Annotated in this window: 17 protein-coding genes; 7 read left to right on the forward strand and 10 right to left on the reverse strand. The window is 38.6% G+C overall.

The window, feature by feature from the left end; all coding sequences use genetic code 11:
- Positions 1 to 83: 83 nt before the first annotated feature.
- The 5 genes from ACYVFA_RS10665 to ACYVFA_RS10685 all read right to left on the reverse strand — a co-directional run bounded on the left by ACYVFA_RS10665 (position 84) and on the right by ACYVFA_RS10685 (position 5,662).
- The gene (locus tag ACYVFA_RS10665; RefSeq protein WP_460471799.1) at positions 84 to 2,165 is read right to left on the reverse strand and encodes a CehA/McbA family metallohydrolase domain-containing protein; all 2,082 of its coding nucleotides are present in this window, start codon (positions 2,163 to 2,165) and stop codon (positions 84 to 86) included.
- Between the two features lie 526 nt (positions 2,166 to 2,691).
- Positions 2,692 to 3,639 (reverse strand): hypothetical protein, encoded by a 948-nt coding sequence (locus ACYVFA_RS10670; RefSeq protein WP_460471800.1) that lies wholly within the window; start codon positions 3,637 to 3,639, stop codon positions 2,692 to 2,694.
- Positions 3,640 to 3,652: 13 nt separating this feature from the next.
- Positions 3,653 to 4,201: a hypothetical protein gene (locus ACYVFA_RS10675; protein ID WP_460471801.1), complete on the reverse strand. Its 549-nt coding sequence runs from the start codon at positions 4,199 to 4,201 to the stop codon at positions 3,653 to 3,655.
- A 341-nt stretch (positions 4,202 to 4,542) separates the two neighbouring features.
- The gene (locus ACYVFA_RS10680) at positions 4,543 to 5,169 is read right to left on the reverse strand and encodes an HD domain-containing protein (RefSeq protein ID WP_460471802.1); all 627 of its coding nucleotides are present in this window, start codon (positions 5,167 to 5,169) and stop codon (positions 4,543 to 4,545) included.
- A 73-nt stretch (positions 5,170 to 5,242) separates the two neighbouring features.
- Positions 5,243 to 5,662 carry an FKBP-type peptidyl-prolyl cis-trans isomerase gene (locus ACYVFA_RS10685; RefSeq protein ID WP_460471803.1) on the reverse strand — a complete coding sequence of 140 codons (420 nt, stop codon included), beginning with the start codon at positions 5,660 to 5,662 and terminating at the stop codon, positions 5,243 to 5,245.
- A 263-nt stretch (positions 5,663 to 5,925) separates the two neighbouring features.
- Between ACYVFA_RS10685 and ACYVFA_RS10690 the strand changes: the two genes are divergently transcribed.
- The 4 genes from ACYVFA_RS10690 (at position 5,926) to ACYVFA_RS10705 (ending at position 12,215) form a co-directional block, all read left to right on the forward strand.
- Positions 5,926 to 7,179: a TolC family protein gene (locus ACYVFA_RS10690; RefSeq protein ID WP_460471804.1), complete on the forward strand. Its 1,254-nt coding sequence runs from the start codon at positions 5,926 to 5,928 to the stop codon at positions 7,177 to 7,179.
- A 160-nt stretch (positions 7,180 to 7,339) separates the two neighbouring features.
- Complete coding sequence (locus tag ACYVFA_RS10695; protein WP_460471805.1) at positions 7,340 to 8,458, forward strand: efflux RND transporter periplasmic adaptor subunit; 1,119 nt, start codon at positions 7,340 to 7,342, stop codon at positions 8,456 to 8,458.
- Between the two features lie 117 nt (positions 8,459 to 8,575).
- Entirely contained in the window at positions 8,576 to 11,683 is a 3,108-nt protein-coding gene (locus ACYVFA_RS10700) for an efflux RND transporter permease subunit (RefSeq protein ID WP_460471806.1), read from the forward strand.
- Positions 11,684 to 11,810: 127 nt separating this feature from the next.
- Positions 11,811 to 12,215: a DUF1003 domain-containing protein gene (locus tag ACYVFA_RS10705; RefSeq protein WP_460471807.1), complete on the forward strand. Its 405-nt coding sequence runs from the start codon at positions 11,811 to 11,813 to the stop codon at positions 12,213 to 12,215.
- Positions 12,216 to 12,330: 115 nt separating this feature from the next.
- Here the strand turns inward: ACYVFA_RS10705 and proS are convergent, their stop codons facing one another.
- Complete coding sequence (gene proS / locus ACYVFA_RS10710; RefSeq protein WP_460471808.1) at positions 12,331 to 13,806, reverse strand: proline--tRNA ligase; 1,476 nt, start codon at positions 13,804 to 13,806, stop codon at positions 12,331 to 12,333.
- A 337-nt stretch (positions 13,807 to 14,143) separates the two neighbouring features.
- On the opposite strand from proS, the gene ACYVFA_RS10715 reads away from it, so the two are divergent.
- Both ACYVFA_RS10715 and ACYVFA_RS10720 read left to right on the forward strand, forming a co-directional pair.
- Positions 14,144 to 15,433, forward strand: coding sequence for a hypothetical protein (locus ACYVFA_RS10715; protein WP_460471809.1), 1,290 nt, complete (start codon positions 14,144 to 14,146; stop codon positions 15,431 to 15,433).
- Positions 15,434 to 15,664: 231 nt separating this feature from the next.
- Positions 15,665 to 17,197: an OmpP1/FadL family transporter gene (locus ACYVFA_RS10720; protein WP_460471810.1), complete on the forward strand. Its 1,533-nt coding sequence runs from the start codon at positions 15,665 to 15,667 to the stop codon at positions 17,195 to 17,197.
- An 89-nt stretch (positions 17,198 to 17,286) separates the two neighbouring features.
- On the opposite strand, the gene ACYVFA_RS10725 is transcribed toward ACYVFA_RS10720, so the two are convergent.
- From ACYVFA_RS10725 to ACYVFA_RS10735, 3 genes are all read right to left on the reverse strand, one after another.
- Positions 17,287 to 17,811 carry a shikimate kinase gene (locus ACYVFA_RS10725; protein WP_460471811.1) on the reverse strand — a complete coding sequence of 175 codons (525 nt, stop codon included), beginning with the start codon at positions 17,809 to 17,811 and terminating at the stop codon, positions 17,287 to 17,289.
- A 37-nt stretch (positions 17,812 to 17,848) separates the two neighbouring features.
- The gene (locus tag ACYVFA_RS10730; RefSeq protein ID WP_460471812.1) at positions 17,849 to 18,958 is read right to left on the reverse strand and encodes a DoxX family protein; all 1,110 of its coding nucleotides are present in this window, start codon (positions 18,956 to 18,958) and stop codon (positions 17,849 to 17,851) included.
- Between the two features lie 98 nt (positions 18,959 to 19,056).
- Positions 19,057 to 19,608, reverse strand: coding sequence for a DUF1599 domain-containing protein (locus ACYVFA_RS10735; RefSeq protein ID WP_460471813.1), 552 nt, complete (start codon positions 19,606 to 19,608; stop codon positions 19,057 to 19,059).
- Positions 19,609 to 19,697: 89 nt separating this feature from the next.
- Here ACYVFA_RS10735 and folP point away from each other — a divergent pair, with 89 nt between their 5' ends.
- Positions 19,698 to 20,570 carry a dihydropteroate synthase gene (gene folP, locus ACYVFA_RS10740; RefSeq protein WP_460471814.1) on the forward strand — a complete coding sequence of 291 codons (873 nt, stop codon included), beginning with the start codon at positions 19,698 to 19,700 and terminating at the stop codon, positions 20,568 to 20,570.
- On the opposite strand, the gene ACYVFA_RS10745 is transcribed toward folP, so the two are convergent.
- Entirely contained in the window at positions 20,545 to 21,162 is a 618-nt protein-coding gene (locus ACYVFA_RS10745) for a hypothetical protein (RefSeq protein ID WP_460471815.1), read from the reverse strand. The genes folP and ACYVFA_RS10745 overlap by 26 nt on opposite strands.
- Positions 21,163 to 21,175 lie beyond the last annotated feature (13 nt).

The following is a 21,175-nucleotide window of genomic DNA, read 5'->3' on the forward strand; positions in this document are numbered from 1 at the left end:
CTCTTAGTTTATTCGATATAAATTCTATTAGGTAAAATTATTCCCTCACTGCTTCACCGCCTGAATATCATTAGAAAATTGGCTTACTCAATCCAAATCTGCTGCGTAAAAGCCCCGTTGGTAGCTACATCCCAAAGCTCAGCCCTTATCCATTTTTTTCCTTTTAAGTTTGTTTTTACTTTAAAGGTTTCGCTGCCGAAGGCTGAGGTATAATTCAAATTTATTTTTTCTCTGAACACGCTTTTCCCGTCTCCCGTTACGATTTCTAAAAAATTTAAAGGGAAAGTCCAATCTCCTTTTACAATAATTTCTGCATTTGCATTTTTATCATTCAGGGTAATTGTTTCGCCACTACGTTTTCCATTTACAGTAAATTCGGGCAACAATACTTCTCCTGTTGAAACAAAGAATTTTCCGTTTTGCATGGCATCTAAAACGGGTTGCCAACCATCTTTATACTGCGGTGGCGTTTCCATTTGTAGGTAATTCACGTTTAAATGCGCATACATTTCATTTTCTGGACGAATGGTAAAAATATCAGATTCGGCAATTACGTGCTTCCGTAAGCCCCAATTAGCCATATCATCCATTAAGTCTAATACTCGTTTACCAATTTTTGGAGTGGATAAATCGGCAGGAATGTTTTTCCAGGCTGCTCCCATAAAGCGGTCTGATTTATAAAAATCTTCTTCTTTGTATTTATCAGGATAGCCCGTTGAACCTTTTGTACGGGCATGGGCTGTCCAGGCCAGGCCATTCTCCAATTCGAGGAGTTTTAGCATTTCAGCCTTGTTAGCAATACGATATACTTTTCCATAAACAGCGTCTTGTGTAAAAAAGGGTTTTTCCGGGCTTCTAGCCATAATCCAATTGACTGGTTTTGGAAAAAAACTCAACCAATGCCCTCCATAAAACTCATTTGGCTCTTCACCTGGCAGCAAAAGGAATTTTTTGTCAGAAAACCTACTGCACATATCATGCAAAGCTTTTAATTCTTTCAAACGTAAGCTGTCAGGTCCTTTTGGGTGTGCTGTATAGTGAAACTCTCCCAGATGCACAATGTTTATCCCCGTATTTTTGAACACATCTACAAAAACGGGCGTTCCTTTTTCTTCCTTTTTGGGAATGATATTGTTCATCACATATTCATTATGGAAGTGGCTCGACATCGTTTTATAATGTGCCAGAGGTTTGTACCTATCGCTGTGCGTGAATTTTTTAACTTCTTCAATTGCCTTTTCTGCGGTTTCGGTACTCAATAAGCAGTAAAAATTAAGTCTCTGTTGTGTTTGTGGCGGTGCATTAAACCAGGGTACATAACGGTTATCCCCATTCAAATCTTGGCGAATCCCTAAACCATAATCTGCAAATAAATTAGCATAATTCTGACCAAACCATGTAAAGCTTAGATTGAATGCTTCGTCCAGGGGATAAAAATATTGATGTGGTGCCGGGAATACAGCCACACTGCCAGCTTCATTATTGCCAACAATTGTTCTGTATTTGACCGCCAAAGGTGTAACGGTGTCTTTGCGTGCAGGTGATGTGGCTTGTAACTGGTCGGCAGTGTTTCGCCACGAAATATTTTTCCAAAGTTTTCCTTTATTCAATAATCCTGCATCATATAAAATAGCAGTAGAATCTATTTCGGTAGACATTACAGCCGCAAAGTTCATCAATGGGCTATTGTTATAAAGCGTTATTTCAAGGTTTCCCGTAAAATTGCCGGCACTTAATTTTCCGATTTTTACAATAGTCCTGTTACCATCTGAAATAACAGTTGCTTCATTTTTAATCATTTCTACTGCAAATCTCTGAAATGGCTTTTTATTTGTTTTATCAAAAAAAATGTTCCATCCATTTTGTGATATTAAATCTCTTTTGCCAACGGTCAAAAGAAAAGCTGGGTCAAGGTCTGCCATGAGTTCCTTAACCACATTCGATTTGATGAGTTGAAGGCTTTTGATAAGCGGTTTATCCTTTGCAAGATTAATCACAATTTTTGCTTTTTCATCCTTGCCCGAAGCCCACGACACAGACAATAGCTCTTGTTCAATTTTAGCCTTTACATCTTTCGATTGCCTAAAATCAGATAAATTAATTTTAGTTTGCGCATAAGCCAATGAGCTTAAAAATAGCAAAAAAAGCACTAAATATTTTGGCATCTTATCAATAGTTGAAATGGTAAATTTAAAGCATAATTCCATAATGCTGTGGAACTTTCTTTATGAATATGTTTTAAAATTATATTGGGTATAAAATTCAGCTTTTTATATCTCGAACTTGTTTAACATTATTCCAAAGTGCCAGCGACTGAAATGGTCCGCCGTGCGGTCGCCGTCTAAAATAACAATGGAAATGTCATCTTTCAAGTGCAGACTAATTAGGTTTCAAGAAATAACCGTTCCCATAAATACTAAATTTGGCTAAAGCCAATCAGGATAATTTTCCGCATTTACCCCAGCTAAAGCTGGGGGCTATTGAATCAATTGCTACCTGCTTTAGCTGGTGGTTACTAAATTACCAGAATCCAATTTGGCTTTAGCCAAACTTTTCGGAGAACAATTATTTCCTAGGAATCCTAATAAGTCTGCACGAACATAAAAATTATTCTTTACAGGTCGCGAGTGACATTTTCGACCAACTCTACAAGCAATCTTATTGATAAAATTAATTTTAAACAAGTTCCTCTTATAACCCATCCAGATATTTCATTAAATCTTCTTTGGTAGTGGGGGTAAGTTTTATCTCTGTTTTTTGCTTATCCTGTACTACTGTCTCTTGTAGAAAAGAATAGTATTGTTCATCTTCTGTGATAGCAAAAGCTATCATTTTTACATTTCTACCCACCGGAACTTGTCCTGAAATGCCGCCGTATACCTGCATGACCGACTGTAAATCGGGGAAATATAAAAATATAAGAATTTTATCTATTGAAGGGTTGGCTGAAGTAAATGTTATAGCTGTTTTAGCTTCTGTGAAATAATAGAACTTATCGCAGTTGATCCAGCCAATGCGGCTTGGGAAAATTGTATACCTCTCATTCTGGCCAAAAATAGTGCCTCCATTTCCTACTCCCGGAACCCTTGAGGTATCTGCCTGAACCCAGTTGATAAATCCGGCTTTTGTTTCTTCACCATAGAATAAATCCATAAACCCATCTATTCTTCCACTTTTTGCCGGCACATTTATCTGAGTACTATTGATTCTACTCACGGTTAATTCCTGTCCATTCTTATAAGCCTTAATCAAAACCTCGCCGGCCGTAGTTAATAAGCGTCCGTTAGATACCGTTGGCATCTGGTGCAGAATCATATCTTTTGGGCTAAACAATTCAAGCAATTCAATATCAAATGGATAGGTGATAGCACCACCATCAGGGAATTTCAAATCTCTCGTATAAAGCCATACTCTGGTGCCTTGTTTACCTATAAATGGTAAATCATTATCACTTTTTATCGTCTTTTTCTCGGGTTGTGTTCCCAGCTTATCAAAACTGGAGTTGGTAGGTGATACAAATTTATCTTTTTGTTCTACCAGAGTAGGGCTTGTTTCCTCTTCAAGCAAAATTGTTCTGTCTTTAGAACAGGCAATTGCTAATAAAAAAACTGATAGTATTAGAATGTTGATATGTTTCATTAATAAAAAACATTTAAGGTTTGGGACAGTCGTTTCTATGTGCTAATCGGTCATTAAAGGGGAAAAATAATACCCCTATTTCTCCATAGCTTTCTTTCCAGAAAATGTTGTATTTACCTTCTGCGAATATTCTTATAAAATTCCCGCCGATTGATAAACCTAATCCTGCCTCTGGCAATATATTATCCGACTTTGCTTTTTTATTTAGTGTTTTCTCGTAATTGAGCCATTTATTATATTCTACTCCGGCAGCCAGATATAAAACTGGGCGCCTGGGGTTTACGTACTTTCGGGTGCCGAGCGAAAAGGTATTGTTTAAAATAAAATAATGCAGATTAATGCCCCCATAAGCCTCATGAATATTATTGAATGCCGGCATGTATTTGATTTGTGGAACCAGGGCTAATCTATTGGCTACAGGCATCTGGATCCTAAACCCTGCTCCAACTGTTTGCAACGGGAAATTGTAAATGGCTGAAAGACCAAAAGCAGTTTTATCCTGCGCATAAAGGCCCATGCTCAACAATAGCAGAGGTATTGTTTTGAGGTAGATGTTTTTCACAAAATAGCTATGAGTTAGATTAATCTTAAGCAAATATCTTCAAAATCAGGCAATTATCAAAAAAACAATCCTGAGTAGAAAAAGGAGGGTAATCAATTTATACAAAAAAAGCTGCTCAAACTGAACAGCCTTTCAAACTAACGATTATATAAAAAACAATCTACCTTTTAAGCATTCGAATAAGATATGAACTAGATGCTAAATTCACTAGCAATCTATCTGTGTTTTGTTTGAAAGACGTTCGAAAACGACCAGAGGGTTGCACCTTTGATAAGAAAGACTCAATAGGAAATTAAGAAAAGAGAAATGAAGCCAATAATAAGGAAATGAGCAATTTATCCTTAAAGAAGCGTTATTTCGCGAGATAAATTTTGTTTGGCCTTTGATTCATATTTATTGTAAAAATAATCAGTTTTGAATATTCTTTGCATATCCAGAAAATGATTTAATACTTTTTTTCTGCCAGGTTTATACACTAAATCAGGGTAGATACTATATTCTTTTCTGACTCTTTGTGTATATTCCTGATACGAAACCCAATCTTTGCCCAGAATAGAAAGGTCTGCATCAAGGAAATAATTGGTATCCCTATTTTCAGATAAGATATGCTTTTGGGTGGCAATAATATGTTGGTAACAATTTTCGATAATCAAGCCGGGGATTTGAATGGATTCCATTCTTTTTTGCGCTATTGCGGCACTTAGTTCTTCATTATTATTTTTCAGAACATTATAGACGATATCATGATAATACAAGGAAAATAAAACGGTGTTCCAATCATTGATTTCATTGCGTACCTCAATCAGTTCTTTGAGCATATTTTCCAAATGCGCCAATGTATGATAATGGCGATCTTTACTCATATAGGCTTTTTCTATTTCACTCCAATAAGTGTTCACTACCTGATTATCGGAGGTATATTCATGGAGCAAAGCAATGAATGTCTCTTTCAAAAGACCTAATCCCATTCCCATTTTACTGAATGATTCTTTTTAAATTCAGGTTTCCTCCTTTTTGTGAAGTGGAAACCTGAGGAATATATTATCTTACACTCACCAGTTCAATCTCAAAAATCAAATCTTTTCCAGCCAGTTCATGGTTAGCATCTAATTTAACCTTGGTAGCTGTGATTTCTCTAATAATTACCGGAATCGCCTGTTGTCCGTTGTGCATATTCAAAGTTCCGCCGATCTCCAAAGGAATATTATCCGGAATCTCCAGACGGTTGAAAGTGAAAATCATTTCTTCTTGTACCGGGCCATAAGCTTCTGCTGCCGGAATAAAAACAGTTTTCTTATCTCCGATTTCCATGCCTGTTACGCCTGAATCAAAACCCGGAATAACCATGCCACTGCCGACTGTAAACTGTAATGGCTGACGACCTTCTGAACTATCAAAAACCGTTCCGTCGCTTAATGAACCTTTATAATGTACCTGTACTGTATCGCCTGATTTTACCATAATTGTATTTTTTTGTCTATATCTAAATTAATAAACTGACTATTTTTATAATTGTGACAAATATATAATCCGCAAAGTTCTGCAATTGTTTTTATTTTTGAGGGTGTATGTTGGAAAAATGCAATTTTAATCTCGTTATTAAATTATAAGGTATTGATATTCAATGTTTTATTGATGTAGGTTTTGCTTTAATCTTCTTTTAATACTTGTTTAATATCAGTATAATTATTATAAATCAACTTTGCTGCATCAAAATGAAGACAATGAAACGCATTCACTACACCCTTTTATGGCTTTGCCTTCTAGCACCCCGCCTTGCATTATCGCAAGACACACTCCGGTTGACATTACCGCAGGCAGAACAAGAATTTACTCAAAAAAACCTCCAGGTAGTTGCAGCAAAAATGGGCATCAGCGAGAGCAAAGCTTATGAATTGCAGGCAAGCCTGAAACCAAACCCGAATCTGTATGTAGAAACCATGCCTTACAATACACAGAGAAAGGAGGTGGGGGGATTTGGAAAAAACAATGCACAGCAAGTTGTACAGTACCAACAATTGTTGGAAGTGGCCGGCAAAAGAACCAAAAGAACTGAATTAGCTCGTTTAACCACAGAGCAGGTTCAGAATCAATTGTTGGCTTTGCTGAGAGATTTGCAATATGCGCTTCGTACTACTTTTTATGATCTTTACTACCAACAAGAGAAATTAAAAGTATATGGCGAAGAAATTGAAACGCTTCAGGAAACAGTTAGTCTCTATCAGCAACAGTTTGATAAAGGGAATGTGCCCTTAAAAGATCTGGCTCGTCTGAAAGCATACCTTTTTAACCTCAATGCTGAAAAACAAGAGATTTTAGCAACAATCGCCGATGACCAGTCAGATTTGAATGTGCTTACCAATAATCTGGGAAGGTACTTTGTAGCTGATGCCAATGTAACTGGTGTAAACCTGAATCAACTCAAAATTGGTGATTTAATTACACAGGCCGAAGAAAACCGCAGTGATCTGAATGTAATAAAAACTGGTGTAAAACTGGAAAACCAAAACCTGCTCTTGCAAAAGGCACTGGCAAAACCGGATGTTACTTTACAGTTAACCTACGACCGCAACGGAGGCTATATAACAAACTATTTGGGTCTGGGGGCCTCTATTAATCTGCCTTTCTTTAATAAAAACCAGGGCAATATAGAAGCTGCCAGAATCAGAACACAAAGTGTACAGAAAACTTTGCAGGCATATCAACTGCAAGTACAACAGAGTGTAATTACTTCGTATAACAAAGCGATACAGGCAGATAAAATGTATCAGACCTTTGATAGCCGTTTTGCTACAGATTTCTCGAACCTGATTGATGGGGTAATATTAAACTATAAAAAACGAAACATAGATGTAGTTGAGTTTATAGATTTCTTTGATTCGTATAAGAATACTGTTATCCAGTTCAACCAACTACAAAGCAACCGCATGAAAGCCTTTGAGGATTTGAATTATGCAGTTGGGAAAGTGATAATTTAGTGATTTAGTGATTTAGTGAATGAGTGATTTAGCCATTAGGAGTACTTCTGGGTCTTGCTCTTTCATATCAGGATTAAAAATAATCACTAAATCACTCATTCACTCAATTCCAAAAGTCTATTATTTATAAAATAACAATGAAATTTAAAACAGCAGGACAATGAAAACGCTTAAAATATTCAATATAGGTATCATTGCTGGTCTAACCTTTATATCAGCATTAGGATTCTCTTCTTGTACTAAGTCGGAAGCTGAGGATAAAAAGGATAGCGTTGAAAATGCATCAGGGCTGACACCTGAACAAATGAAACGGCTGGTAACTGAAACAGCGGAAATTAAAACAGTTGCCAACGATTTGAGCCTGACAGGAAAGATTCAATTCAACGAAGATAAAGTAGTAAAGGTATTCCCATTGGTGGGTGGAAACATAGAAGATGTAAAAGTGGAATTGGGTGATTATGTGCAAAAAGGACAAATACTGGCTGTAATCAGAAGTGGCGATTTGGCTGATTTACAACAACAAGCGATTACTGCCCGTTCGCAATTATCGGTAGCACACAAGAACGCACAAGTGGCCGAAGATATGTCTAAATCGGGCTTAGCCTCTCAGAAAGATTTAGTGGCTGCGCAAGAACAATTAGAAGCGGCTAAGGGGGAATTGACCCGTGTAACTGAGCGTCAGAACATCTTAGGTGGTAATGGCTCTGTATATATTATAAAAGCTCCGGTTGGAGGCTATGTGGTAGAGAAAAAAGCCGCTCCCGGTATGGAATTACGTTCTGATAATCCTGAAAATCTCTTTACTATCAGTAACCTGGATCAGGTCTGGGTTTTAGCCAATGTTTACGAAACTGATCTGGCAAATGTAAAACTGGGCTATAATGCTGATATATCTACTTTGGCTTATCCGAATAAGGTTTTTAAAGGCAAAATTGATAAGATATTCAATGTACTGGATCCGGATTCTAAAACCGAGCAAGTGAGAATAGTACTTACCAACAACGATAAGAATTTCTTCCTGAAACCGGAGATGTTTGCGAATGTACATCTGGAATATGCCGGAACCGACCAGAAAGTGGCAATTCCTGCCAAGGCAATTATTTTTGATAAGAGCCAGAATTTTGTTGTGGTATTGCAGAATGAGAAGGATTTAGTGGTAAAACCTGTGGATGTGTATAAAACAACTGGTGACACGGTTTATCTGAATAGTGGTTTATCGCCGAATGAAAAGGTGATAACTGATAATCAACTCCTGATTTATCAGGCTTTAACTAACTAAAGCGCAATCAGAATCACAATCAGTATTTTATTCCAAATTCAGAACAAATGAGGCCTTTTGTTAATAGCAGGACTATAAGCTTACTATACCTAAAGACCCCGCTAAATCGCTGATACCATGAACAAATTCATAAAAAATATCCTGGCGTTTTCGTTGAAAAATAAATACTTCATATTTTTCATGACATTGCTGGCTGTCGTAGCAGGCTTTATCAGCTACCAGAACACACCCGTTGAAGCATTCCCCGATGTAACCAATACACAGATAACCATCATTACCCAATGGCCCGGAAGAAGTGCCGAAGAGGTGGAGAAATTTGTAACTATCCCTCTGGAAATTGGCTTAAATCCGGTTCAGAAAAAAACTGACATCCGTTCAACCACTGTTTTTGGTTTGTCGGTGGTAAAAGTAATGTTTGAAGATGAAGTAGATGACCCCTTTGCACGCCAACAGGTAAATAACCTCTTGCGCGAAATAGATTTACCGGATGGGGCTAATCCTGAAGTAGAACCTCCTTATGGCCCTACAGGAGAGATTTTCAGATATACGCTTGATAGTCCGACCAAAAGTGTGAGAGAATTAAAAACCTTGCAGGATTGGGTAGTAGAACGTAACCTGAAAAGTGTACCGGGTGTGGCTGATGTGGTGAGCTTTGGTGGAGAGGTGAAAACCTATGAGATTTCAGCAGATCCCCGTCGATTATTGGATTATGATATTACGCCAATCCAATTGTATCAGGCAGTTTCTAATGCCAATATCAATGTAGGTGGTGATGTAATCGTAAAAAATTCAGAAGCGTATGTGGTGAGAGGGATAGGTTTGTTGAAAGGCGTAAAAGACATAGAGAATATTGTGATAAAAAACTATAATGGCGTACCTATCTATGTAAGAAACGTTGCAAATGTATCTGAGTCGGCATTACCAAGATTAGGACAGGCTGGTAGAGATAAAAGAAGCGATGTGCTGGAATGTATTATTGTAATGAGAAAAGGGGAGAACCCTAGTGAGGTAATTGAAAAGGTAAAAGCGAAGATTGATGAAATCAATACGACCATTCTGCCTAAAGATGTGAAGATTAACACTTTCTATAATCGTGAAAATCTGATTCATTTTGCCACACATACAGTAACTCACAATTTATTGGAGGGTATCATTTTTGTAACCTGTATTGTGTTCTTGTTCATGGCTGATTGGCGGACTACCATTACGGTTTCAATTATCATTCCTTTAGCCTTGTTGTTTGCTTTTATCTGTTTGCGTTTGAAAGGAATGTCAGCCAACCTGCTCTCTATGGGAGCGATTGATTTCGGGATTATTGTTGACGGTGCGGTGGTAATGGTAGAGGGGATTTTCGTAACGCTCGACCAACTCTCCCATAGAATCGGTATGGAGCGCTTTAATAAACTATCAAAATTAGGCTTATTAAAGAAAACGGGCGCTGAATTAGGTAAAGCCATCTTCTTTTCTAAAGCGATTATCATTACCTGTCTGATTCCGATTTTCAGTTTCCAGAAAGTAGAGGGCAAGATGTTTAGTCCATTGGCATGGACATTAGGTTTTGCCTTATTAGGTGCGCTAATCTTTACACTGACATTAGTACCAGTGATGGCAAGTATCCTGTTGAAGAAAAACGTGAAAGAAAAGCATAATATATTCGTCGAGTTTCTTGAAAAACAATCGTTGAAATTTTTCAGTCGTACTTATAAACACAAAAAAATAAGCCTGATAGTGGCCTTATTATTAGTAGTAGTTGGCTTTTTCAATTTCAAATTCTTAGGGACTGAGTTCTTGCCTGAACTCAATGAAGGTTCGATTTATGTGAGAGCCAGTATGCCGATGAATATTTCTTTGGAAGAGTCTGTGAAACAAACGCAGGAAATGAGAGCAATCTTCCAGACTTTTCCTGAAGTAAAACAGGTGATTTCTCAAACCGGACGCCCTAATGACGGCACTGACCCGACCGGATTCTATAATATTGAATTTCTGGTAGATATCTACCCAAAGGAAGAATGGAAAAGTAAAATATCTAAAGAAGAATTGATAGACCAGATGAATAAAAAACTGGCAATCTTTCCGGGTGTATTGTTTAATTTTTCTCAACCCATCATGGATAACGTAGAAGAAGCAGTATCTGGGGTAAAAGGAAGTATTGCTGTGAAAATATACGGTCAGGATTTGCCAACGTTGGAGGAAAAAGCAGATCAGGTATATGACCAACTGAAAACAGTAAAAGGGATTGAAGATTTAGGCGTTATCAAAAACATTGGACAACCTGAACTAAGAATAGAGTTAGAGGAGCAAAAACTGGCCTTATATGGTGTTAATAAAGCTGACGCACAGGCTGTAATTGAAATGGCTATTGGTGGTAAAGCTGCTACGCAGATCTATGAAGACGAACGCCATTTTGATTTACGTATCCGTTATGCACCTCAGTTCAGAAGCAACGAAGATGCCATTGGTAATCTGATGATTCCAACTTCTGTTGGTAGCCAGATTCCTTTGAAAAGTGTGGCTCGTATTTATTCACAAACTGGCCCGGTCTTGATTTTCAGAGAGGCTAATCAACGCTTTATTGGAGTTAAGTTCTCGATTCGTGGCCGAGACATGGGTTCAGCAATTGCAGAAGCACAGCAAAAAGTAAATGCTGTTGTGAAACTGGACAAAGGCTATAAAATGAAGTGGGCCGGAGATTTTGAAAACCAACAACGTGCCACCTCCCGGCTGGCACAGGTTGTACCAATCAGCTTATTGCTCATATTCCTGATATTGTTTGTGCTGTTTGGTAATATCAAGGATGCCGCGCTGGTTTTAACTAATGTGCCTTTTGCGATTATTGGTGGAATAGCCTCATTGCTGATTTCTCACACCAATTTCAGTATTTCGGCAGGTATTGGTTTTATTGCCTTGTTTGGTATATGTATCCAGAATGGGGTGATTCTGATTTCCGTTTTCAAGAAAAACCTGCATGATAAAATGACATTGAACGATGCCATTTTTGAGGGAGTTCGTTCAAGGGTTCGTCCGGTAATTATGACAGCCATGATGGCGATGATAGGCTTGATTCCTGCGGCTATTTCAACAGGTATTGGTTCTGAAACCTCTAAACCGCTGGCAATAGTAGTAATTGGTGGATTGGTTACAGCTACCTTATTAACGCTTTTTGTTTTCCCGTTGATATTTTTTGTGTTCTATCGCAAGAAATTTGCGCAGGCACTTGAAGAATAATTTATTTTTTAATAGACATAGTTTTAAATTTCATGATTAGACTAATAGCAGAGGGTTTTGCCCTCTGTTATTGTGTTTTAAATTTTATTAAAAACTCCTAATTTCGGGCTTAAAATTAACAATCACTATGACAAACGAACCTTTCAATACAACTGAAGATAAACCCCTGAGCTTTGGCGATAGAATGGCCGATAAAATTGCCGATTTCGGCGGTAGCTGGACATTCATTTTATCATTTATGGGCTTCCTGGTAATCTGGATTTCTTTTAATATCTTCTGGCTGAGCAATAAAGGATTCGATCCATATCCTTTTATTCTGCTAAATCTGATTCTTTCTTGTATCGCTGCTTTGCAAGCACCCGTAATCATGATGAGTCAGAACCGGCAGGAGGAAAAAGACAGAGAGCGAGCTAAAGAAGATTTAAAGATTAACCAGAAAGCCGAAGAAGAAATCAGAAGCCTGCATAATAAACTGGACTTGTTGATTAAACAACATGAGGAGTTTCGCAGAGAAATGCTTAAGACAAAATAAATTTGTGGCGCGAACCGGGAGGTTCGCGGTGTCGTAGAACTTGGAGGTTTATCGCGATAGAAACCCTGTAAAAAGCAAGGCGAGCAGGATGCTCGCCCCACAAATATCAATAAGATCAATAAGCTCTCGCAAATATCACACGTTTGCTTGAAGGTTTGCCTGTTAAGATACAGGTTCCTTCTTCTTCTTTTGCATCCAGAGGAATACAACGAATGGTTGCTTTGGTTAATTCTTTGATTTTTTCCTCTGTTTCAGAAGTGCCATCCCAGTGGCAATGCAAGAAACCACCTTTTTCAATTTGCTCCTGGAATTCTTCCCAGGTATTTACTTCAAATGAATTTTCTTTTCTGAAATTCAAGGCTTTCTGGTAGATATTTTCCTGAATTTCATTCAGCAAATCTTTTACATAAGTTGCAACTCCTTCTAATGAACGGGTTTCTTTGCTTAAATTATCTCTGCGAGCTACCTCAATCACACCATTCTGTAAATCTCTCATACCGATTGCCATACGCACAGGTACACCTTTCAATTCGTATTCAGCAAATTTCCAGCCCGGACGTTGTGCATCGCTATCATCAAACTTTACGGTGATGCCGAAAGATTTTAATTCTTTGATGATTGGATTAATGGTCTCTTTGATAGTAGCCAGATCTTCATCTCCTTTATAAATAGGCACAATCACTACGTGGATTGGTGCTAATTTTGGAGGCAATACCAGACCGTTATCATCAGAGTGTGCCATAATTAAAGCCCCCATCAAACGGGTACTAACACCCCATGAAGTGCCCCAGACATGATCCAGTTTACCTTCTTTTGACTGGAACTTTACATCAAATGCTTTAGCAAAGTTCTGACCTAAGAAATGTGAAGTACCTGCCTGTAAAGCCTTGCCATCCTGCATTATGGCTTCGATACACATCGTTTCTTCTGCCCCTGCAAAACGCTCGTTAGCCGATTTATATCCTTTTACTACCGGCACAGCCATAAATTCTTCTGCAAATGTGGCATATACATCCAGCATTTGTTTGGTTTCAGCTATGGCTTCGTCGCTGGTGGCGTGGGCTGTGTGGCCTTCCTGCCATAAGAATTCTGCCGTACGTAAAAACATACGCGTACGCATTTCCCAACGAACCACATTGGCCCATTGGTTAATTAGTATAGGTAAATCTCTGTAAGATTGTATCCAGTTTTTATAAGTACTCCAGATGATGGCCTCACTTGTTGGTCTTACTACCAGTTCTTCTTCCAGTTTAGCTTCCGGATCAACCATGAGTGTACCGGGCTTTTCAGGATTAGTTTTCAAGCGATAATGTGTTACTACTGCACATTCTTTGGCAAATCCTTCGGCATTCTTTTCTTCTGCTTCAAACAGGCTTTTGGGTACAAAAAGCGGGAAATATGCATTGGTATGCCCGGTTTCTTTAAACATATCGTCTAAAGCACGTTGCATTTTTTCCCAGATTGAAAACCCGTATGGTTTGATAACCATACACCCTCTTACCGCTGAATTTTCAGCCAAATCTGCTCGCTTAACTAATTCGTTGTACCACTCAGAATAGTTCTCACTACGTTTTGGAAGCCCTTTACTCATAATTATTGTTAAAATTAAACTTTATTACCTGTAATGAATCTAATAGATATGAATTTCGTTAATACCATATCTAAGAAAAGCACAATCTATCCTGATTTTAATCAAACTTTCATTTAGATTGGCTTGCAAAGATAAGTTTTTATATTAAGTTTGTAATAGATAATTCCGTTACTTTTCAGGTGCGGGAAGTCTGAACAAACGAATGAGCAGGGGCGAGAAAGATTTTGTAAAAAATTTGTTGTTTTTTTTCATCTGCCGTACAACCTTTTTCACGTCTCATGCATCATTCACATAGATGAAGTTTAATTTTAGTTCACAATTAATTCATAAAGATAAAATGAACACTTTCAAATCTTTCAGGTATCTGTCGGTCGCGGTGCTTTTAGGTACTTGGGGTTGTAGTCAAAAACAAGTTGCTACGAAAGGTGATTACGATGACCTTTACGGGTCGTCGAAAGATGCCCCACAGGTAACTTACAAAACATCTTCACAACCTTCAACAACATATCAAAATCCTGACTATACAGATAACCTTCGTTATCAAAGAGAAGAAACACCTGTACAGGCTGAAGGAACTGACGAGTACTATGATGAGAACTATGTAAACTCTCGTAAAGTACAACGCAGTTATTCTGCTACACCTGGTTATTCTTCTGGATTCTCAGATGGTTACCAATCAGGCTGGAACGATTACGCATGGAGCCAACCAATGGGTTGGGCAAGTCCATTCAGCCGCTTTGGCTATTATTCTCCATTCGGTTATAACTCATTTGGCGGATATGGCGGATACGGCAGCGGTTTTGGCCTTGGCTTAAGTTTAGGTTATGGTCTAGGCTATGGCAGTGGTTTTGGTTACGGTGGTTTCGGAAGCCGTTTCTACGATCCATTCTGGGGTGGCGGTATGTATAGCCCTTATAGCGCGTTCTATAGCCCATATTCGTACTATAATTCGTTCTATAGCCCATTCTATAGCCCTTATGACTATTATGGTTATGGTGGATACGGCGGTTATGGCTACTACGGATACCCAGGCTATGCTTACAATGTTACTTCGGGTGTTGATGGTTTAGGTAAAACCCGTACTTATGGCCCACGTGGCGGTGGTAGCGGTTCATCTTACTACAACGACCGTTTCAATAACACAGCCGTAAGAAATACAAACGGTGCGCGTGGTGATGCCGGTGCAAGAACTTACAATGGTGCAAACAGCACAGGCAGAACTTATTCGGGTAATGATGGATATTATGCAACACCAAGAAGAAGCGGTGTAGATAACTCATCATTCAACAATACACCAAATAGCTCTCGTGCAAGTTCGTCAGGTAACGATACTTACTATGCTCGTCCACGTAGAAATGGTGGTTACGAAAGCGGTAGTGGTAACTCAACCAGAACTTACGATTATAGCCGTCCATCAGGCTCTACCCGTTCTTCAAGCGGTAATAGCTGGTCGAATGGTAGTGGTAATTCAAGAAGCTCTGACAGTTGGTCAAGAGGTTCATCATCTAACTCTAACTCAACTTGGAGCAGCCCGAGCCGTAGCTCATCAAGCAGCAGCGGTAGCTCAGGTGGTGGTTCTCGCGGAGGCGGTGGTGGAGGTGGCGGCGGTAGCCGTGGACCAAGATAATAACCACGCATCTGAACAATTAGTATAGATCGCTTGTTAAGCTCATTAGAGTAAACGTATAATCGTTATTTATTGAAAAATATTCAGAAACCTCGCTGAATCATCATTGTTTGGCGAGGTTTTCTATTAAGAAAAATAGCTTTGCTAATTGTACCCTTAATACAGAAGAATGATTAAACAACTACTCGGATTTTATCCCGGTTTTAATTCTTCAATCATAATTATAAAAAAATGAAAATCTCACGCATTCTGATTACAACCTCTCTGTTGTTGGGAGGAATCGGAGCAAAGGCGCAATTGAACTTAAACGGTCACTTTTATGGTGAAGATGCCTTTAGATTCTCTGAATCTAAAATTATGGGCTCGGCCCGTATGCAAGGTTTAGGTGGTGGATATGTTTCTTTAGGTGCCGATGCTACTAACAACTATACAAACCCTGCTGGTTTAGGTTTTTATAATCGTTCTGAATTAAGTATTACCCCGGTTCTCAACTCTGTCAATACTTCTTCAGTATACGCAGGTTCACAATTTGGCAGAAGTACCACTAGCCCTAATATCGGACAGCTAGGCTTAATTTTTAGTAATGGTGGAGTAGGTACACGTAAAAAACGTTCAGCTTTTGCCATCACTTATTCAAGACAAAACAGCTTCTTATCTGATTTCCGTTATACAGGTACCAATCAGCGTAGCTCTATGGCAGATTTCTTTGCTGAAAGTGCTACTCAAAGAGGCGATGACTCTGGTGTGCTTGATAATGAATATAATCCCAATACCGGAACTGCCGCGTCGTCTCAGGCATTATACTATCAGTCTTATCTGATAGATCCGGTTTCTGGCAAAGGAGCTCCTTATCGGGTAGTTGAAGAAGCGCTACCTGTGAAACAAACGGGTGACATCTCATCGACTGGTTCAACCAGCCAATGGAATTTAGGGTATGGTATCAATTTCGACGATAAAACTTATATCGGTTTAGGTATTGGGTTTGTTCGATTAAGTTATGAGAATGTCACTACGCATAATGAGACTTTTGCTGGTGGACAAATTCTTAAAGGATTTGAATATGGTGAAGACTTGTATGTAAGAGGAAGCGGAGTGAATTTCTCGTTAGGAGCTATCTATAAGGCTACTGAAAGTATCAGCTTAGGTGCCAGTGTAACTACACCTTCGTGGATAAGTGTGAGCGAAATTTTTAATTCTCACATCATCATTGATCCGGTAAGTGGAAACCCTATCATCCCAACAGGAGCAACAACCAATATTGCTACTGACGAAAATGTATTTTCTTACTCCTTGACCACGCCTTTAAAGGCAAGTGGTGGAGCTACTTTCTTCTTCCCAAGCAAAATGGGATTTATTACTGCTGACGCTGAATACGTAGGCTATAGCGGTATGGGTATAAAAGACCCTGAAAGCAGTGGTTGGAGTGAAAGTCAGAAAAGAGATATTAAGAGTACTTATAACAATGTAGTAAACTTAAAAGTAGGGGCAGAGTACCGTATTCAGAGCATTCGTTTAAGAGCAGGTGCTAAATATATGCCCGATCCTTATAAAGATAAAGTTGATAATATCGATCGCTCACAAATGCTATTTACAGGTGGATTGGGTTATCGTTCAGCAAAGTTCTTTATTGATTTAGCAGGCGTATTTAACCAGTTTAAAGGAGCTTATACACCTTATCAGTTGAGCAATCCTCAGAACTACGGTTCAGCTAATCTGACCACTAAAGGAACCAGCTTTGTGGTATCAATCGGTACTTTCTTCTGATAAAAGGCTTATGCAAAGATTTGCAATAACTAATGAAATACAAATAGATTGAAACAGAAAAGCCAAACAATTGTTTGGCTTTTCTGTTTTTATTGAATCTTCTTGGCGAATTCCGCTTCCAGAATCCATAAAATGGCGCTTGGATCGGTATCTCCTTCAATCGTAATATCGGCTTGTGTATAAAAAGGCAGACGCTCGTTGTATTTATCGGTGAGTGTTGTTAGTAAATCATTGTTCTCAAGGTCATACAACGGTCTTTCATTTTTCTTTGAGAGGTGCATTCTTTCCAGCAATCGGGCAGGTTTTACATCCAGAAAAATACTGATACCATTGGCTTTAATGTATTCAAGTCCGTCCAGAAAACAGGGTACACCACCACCGGTAGCTACCACCAAACGCGTGTCTTTCAGTAATTTTTTTAATTGTTGATTCTCAACTTTCCGAAAATATTCTTCACCGTTTAGTGCAAATATCTCTGCAATCTTCTTTCCCTCTGCTATTTCAATCCGGGCATCTAAGTCAACAAACTCGTATCCTAAACTCTTGGCCAATTGCCTCCCCAAAGTACTTTTACCAGATGAGGGCATGCCAACTAAAAAAATATTTGTAGTCATTCTGTCTGTTTGGGCGTAATATAATTAGTATATGTGTCTATTTTAATTCAGCAACGAGTGTTGCTTTATCTGGTATGCTATGATTTCCCCACTTTCCTTTTACTACTCCATTTTGTAACAAAATCACACATGGATTTGTTCGTGCCATGGTCTTTAAAACCGTCGCATCAGCCGTAAAATATGGCGTTGTCAAGGCATTTGTCTGGCGGAACTGCTCAAACTCGCTTTGAATGGCAGAGGTCAATATGATAGGCTGAATATTACTGCCCTGTACACTTTTGGCTAAAGCCTTGATTTCGGCAATCTGGTCGCTATCTATATCTTTAATATTTTTAAAGATTAAAAGCAGTTTATTGCCCATAAAAGTAGAGTCGGTATAGACATTCCCTTGTGCGTCGTTTACAAAGTAATCGGTAATTTTAGGTTTTACCTTATCATCATTCAAAGTTATTGACGATACATATTTATACGTAGTGGTATCCATCAGAAACTCACTTGATTTCTCTTCGCTACCCGTTTTCTTATTCAGGAAAGTATATTCAAAAATAGGTTTTATACCCGTTGGTTTCATCTGATCAGGGATACTTTTACCAATGGCATAAGGTAAGAAATCGATAGGCGGTAAATAACGAATGGCATAGATACCAATGCCAAACGAAATCACACTTACAATAGCCATTAATGCGTGCAGATTCGAATCTTTATACTTGTTTCTGTACACGAATATAACAACGATAAGCACGGTCAGGAATATATCTTTATAGAATGATGTCCACGGTTTTAGTTTTAAGAAATCTCCGAAACAGCCACAATCAGTTACCTTATTAAAATAAGCCGAATAGAAGGTAAGGAATGTAAAGAAGACGATGATGCCCAGTAGCAACCATGAAGTGATTTTCATGCGATAGGACAGCAGGGTAGCTACCCCGAGAATAACCTCTAAAGCACAGAAAATAAGGGATAAGGTAAGCGAATTATGCGCGAAAAACATAAAGAAGCTTTCCAGGGCAGGAATATCCTGCGAGAAAACCTCGAAATATTCTTCCAGTTTGATGCCCGTACCTACAGGGTCAACTACTTTAACAAAACCTGAAAAAATGAATATAACACCTACAATGATGCGTGCGATTTGTGCAATGAGTTTCATAAATGAATAAGGTATAGTTTCAGCATGAGTAACAATCTGGCAAATATAATTCGAAGCCGGAGAGCCAATTGTTAACCACTTGTTAAATGTAAGGAAATTTATTGCTGACCTTGTGCCTGGCCAAGTTTGATTAAACAAAAAACAGCATAATTGATAATATCCTGGTATCCGGCTTTGATTCCTTCTGAGACGATGGTCTTGCCTTGATTGTCTTCTATCTGCTTGATTCTGAATAATTTCATCAGAATAATATCTGTCATTGAACTTACACGCATATCACGCCATGCTTCGCCGTAATCGTGATTTTTGTTGAAAAGCAATTCCATTACTTCTCCGATTTCGGCATTATATAATTCGTGCAATTCGTCAAACGGAATCTCGATTTTAGTCTCATCAATCAGTTTTTGTTGTATCAGCGCCATTACGCAATAATTGATGATACCGATAAACTCAGGCACTTCTCCTTCATCTACTTTGCTGAATCCATTATCCTGAATAGTTCTGATACGCTGGGCTTTAATGAAAATCTGGTCGGTAATACTGGGTAGTCGGAGTATTCGCCAGGAAGTACCATAATCTTTGTTTTTTTTCTCGAAAAGGTCCTGACAAATTTTTATGATGTTGCGGTATTCGATTTCGGTTTGGTTCATGCACGCTATCCAAAAAAGGATAATTTTAAGGAATTTTCAATATAATAGTCTATTATTGCAAAACTATAAAACTTCGGCACTATAAGCAAATGTCATTTCAGTTTAGCCATACAAAACACCATCAAATAAAAATCTCTACCGGAAAATTACTGGATTTATCAAGGCCGAAGGTCATGGGAATCCTGAATATTACCCCCGATTCATTCTTTGCCCGAAGCCGCTACGAACCCAATACACAAGCAATTGTTGATACAACCGGAAAAATGCTGAACGACGGAGCCACTTTTATTGATATTGGAGGCTACTCAACCAGACCAAATGCTGCTGAAATAAGTACTGCTGAAGAAAACGATAGAGTTTTGCCAGTCATTGAGGCCATAATCAAGCATTTTCCTGATACTATTATTTCAATTGATACATTCCGGAGCCAAGTGGCAAAAGAAGCTGTTAAAGCTGGTGCGACTATAATCAATGATATTGCAGGAGGTAATCTTGATGCTGAAATGTTTCAGACCGTGGCTGATTTGGGCGTACCTTATATATTAATGCATAGCAGAGGGAATCCTGAAACCATGACTAGCCTGAATCAATATACTAATTTAACGGTTGACGTTATTGGCGAATTACAGGCAAAGGTATTCTCATTGCGGCAATTGGGGGTAAAAGATATCATCATTGATCCGGGTTTTGGCTTTGCTAAAGGTCCAAAACAGGGTTTTGAAATGATGAGGAATTTATCAGCCTTTCAGGTTTTAGATTTACCATTATTGGTTGGTATTTCGCGTAAATCTATGATTTATAAAACGTTGGGTATTACTGCCGATGAATCGTTGAATGGTACAACTGCGCTTAATATGATTGCTTTAATGAATGGAGCCAGTATTCTGAGAGTACATGATGTAAAAGAAGCCGTTGAAACTGTCAAGCTATTTGAGGCTACCTACTTGCCACAATATTCCTGATAAGGCGGATAACGATACCATAGAAAATAACTGCCCCGATAAAGATTAAACCCCACGAAACCAATCGGCTTTCTGTAAAGGCCAGAAAGAAAACAGTTCCGGCAATACCTACCCAAAAGAACAAACGGGCTGTAAAACGTTGTAACTGCCGGTAGCTTTTCTCCTGAAAACCTTTAGAGAACCAGTTATTACTGGCAAATGCACTGCTTGGATGCAGGTTCGATTGAAAATTACCACTGGCAAACAGGAATAAAGAAAGGGCAACACCGAGATAGCGTGGTGGGATACTCTCACCCTCAGTATAATGAAGCAGATAATAAAACAGAATAAAGCCCAGAGCCGATAAGTAAGAAGACCAGATAAGGCGGATGCGTTTATCACTTCGAATCAAAAAGTCTGCATTGGGTTTCTGGGTATCCAGATATTGCATTAATAGAGGCAGGACATAGAACAGGAGCGATGCAACACTATATAGCAGAATTACACGGGTTTGCCCGGACAGTATTTCAGGATTCCAGCTAACAAGCAAGTAAGTAAACGGAGCTAATGCAACGCCAATAATTAGCAATTCGAATAACAATTTGCGTTTCATGAGAGTCAACAAT

This window comes from Emticicia fontis, assembly GCF_054779675.1.